Origin of the sequence: Veillonella sp. CAG:933 (genome assembly GCF_000431435.1) — a bacterium.
Lineage (GTDB): Bacteria > Bacillota > Negativicutes > Veillonellales > Veillonellaceae > Veillonella_A.
Genome location: NZ_HF986217.1, coordinates 4,556 through 6,936, shown reverse-complemented (window position 1 = coordinate 6,936; position 2,381 = coordinate 4,556). Strand labels below are relative to the sequence as shown.

Sequence of the window (2,381 nt, the reverse complement as noted above, 5' to 3'; positions counted from 1 at the left end):
TAATAGCCACCGGCAATACGGGTACACCCGTACGAAGCGCCATCGATGCTACGCCGTCATGGAATCGGCCCAACGTATTATCCTTCTTTTGCCGGGTTCCTTCCGGAAAAATGCCGAGCACTAAATTATTCTTTAATAATCCCATAGCATGGCGAATGGCGATTTTATCAACGCCGCCACGTTTTAAAGGAAACGCGCCCAACCAGCGACAAAAGAAATTGGAAATCGGATTTTTAAATAATTCTTCTTTGGCCATAAAGCTTACATGGCGCGGCAGTGCACGCCCTACGATGCACGGATCGTTGTTGCTCTTGTGATTGGGAGCCACAATGACCGGCCCTTCTTTAGGGAAGTTCTCACGACCTACCACATCCGCTTTATAAATCCAACCATATACGACTTCAAAAGCCGAGCGCCATAAACATTCTGAAAATTTATCCATGAATACGCTCTCCTTTACTTTTCTGTTGCCGTAATCAATTGTACCATACGAGCAGCGGTTTCATCAAAAGATAAATTATCAGAATTGATAACTATCGCTTCCGGTACACATACAAGGGGTGATTCTTTGCGATTCGTATCCATTTCATCGCGTGCCATTACACTTTCTTTAATCGTATCCAAGGATACGGATTCTTTATCCGGCGTTTCCAACCAGCGCCGTTTGGCGCGAGCTTCTACGGATGCCGTCAAATAAATTTTTAATTCCGCGTTAGGTAAAACCACCGACCCGATATCACGGCCGTCTAATATAACACCCCCTGCACTGGCCATGGCACGTTGCTGTGCCACTAAAAAGTCGCGAACAGCCTTAATGGCTGCAATTTGTGATACGGCACCGTTTACCTCTTGCGTGCGAATTAAGGACGTTACATCCTCACCATTCACAAACACCTTGAAAGCATCTTCGGTAGGTTCCATGCGTAGCGACAAGTCAGGCAATAAAGCTGCTACCGCCGCCTCATCGGTGGGATTTACGCCGGCTTTTAAAACAGCCCACGTAACGGCCCGGTACATGGCCCCCGTATCAATATATAAATAGCCAAGCTGTTTGGCTACGGCTTTAGAAATACTACTTTTACCGGCCCCCGCAGGACCGTCAACAGCTACCGCAATACGCTGTTTACTCATCAAAAAACTCCTCTCCGTAATATGCTTAGTCGGCTGCTTCACCATGTACGGCATGCTGTGCCGCCACATAGCCGGTGGCAAACGCCGCCTGCAAATTGAAGCCGCCTGTAAAAGCATCTATATCCAATACTTCACCGGCACCGTAAAGTCCTGAAATCAATTTAGATTCCATTGTTTTCGGTACAAATTCCTTAACCGAAATACCGCCCGCCGTTACAATGGCTTCCGCAATAGGTCGCATCTGTTTAAACGTCAAAGGCATATGCTGTAACACGTGAACTAAGCGTTGGCGCTCTTCACGGCTGATTTGATTAATAAATTTATCCGGCGTAAGATTCGCTAACTCTATAATAACAGGAATTAAGCGCTGTGGTAAGAGGTCTTTTAAACCATTTGCCAATTGTTTTTTGGAATAGGTCACAAAATCTCGCTGAACACGCTGATCCAGCTGCTCCATGGTCAGCGCCGGTTTCAAGTTGATTTCGAGTCGAATAGGTCCTACATTCTTTTTTTTCATTAGCTTACCTACCGTATGACTCAAAGATAATATGATTGGACCGGTAATGCCAAAATGAGTAAACATCATTTCACCGAATTGTTTAGCCTGCACTTTATCTTTAGCCACAGCCGACAATTCCACATTACGAAGACTTAACCCCATTAAATCTTTAACCCACGCTTCCTTCGTCTCCAAAGGTACCAATGACGGACGTAAATCCGTCACCGTATGGCCCACCTCTTTGGCCATAGCATAGCCGTCACCGGTAGAACCGGTAAGCGGATAGGATAAACCACCCGTAGCCAGAATAACGGCATCGCCATAATAGGTTTCTTTATCGGTTACAACGCCTTGGACCTTATTGTCTTTTACAATAATATGCTTAACGGCTTCATTTAAATGTAAAATGCCGCCATAGCCTTTATACACTCGCATAAACATATCGCGCACTTCAAGAGCCGAGTCGGACACCGGAAAAACGCGGCCGCCGCGCTCTACTTTAGTGGCGAGCTTCCATTCATGGAGTAAATCCAATAAATCGCGATTATCAAACTGCTGATAGGCACTCATGAGGAACTTACCGTTCCCCGGTGTTTTGGCGATAAAATCACTGATTGGAGCATCATTGGTAATATTACAACGGCCTTTGCCGGTAATCCCCATTTTTTTACCTATCATGTTCATTTTTTCGATTAACGTTACTTTAGCGCCTTCACGAGCGGCAATAGTAGCTGCCATAAGACCGGCTGCA

Annotated in this window: 3 protein-coding genes; all 3 read right to left on the bottom strand. The window is 45.7% G+C overall.

The window, feature by feature from the left end; translation table 11 throughout:
* Positions 1-442 (bottom strand): lysophospholipid acyltransferase family protein (locus QZL64_RS09585; RefSeq protein ID WP_296309520.1); only part of this gene is annotated, 442 nt, incomplete at its 3' end.
* A gap of 14 nt (positions 443-456) precedes the next feature.
* Positions 457-1,131 carry a (d)CMP kinase gene (cmk, locus tag QZL64_RS09580; protein ID WP_021841778.1) on the bottom strand — a complete coding sequence of 225 codons (675 nt, stop codon included), beginning with the start codon at positions 1,129-1,131 and terminating at the stop codon, positions 457-459.
* A gap of 25 nt (positions 1,132-1,156) precedes the next feature.
* Positions 1,157-2,381, bottom strand: a 1,225-nt coding sequence (locus tag QZL64_RS09575) for an NAD(P)/FAD-dependent oxidoreductase (protein ID WP_296309516.1), incomplete at its 5' end; no start/stop codon positions are given.

Excerpts from the sequence above, each read along its gene's own strand:
- cmk (WP_021841778.1), bottom strand. The coding sequence starts at position 1,131 with ATGAGTAAACAGCGTATTGCGGTAGCTGTTGACGGTCCTGCGGGGGCC.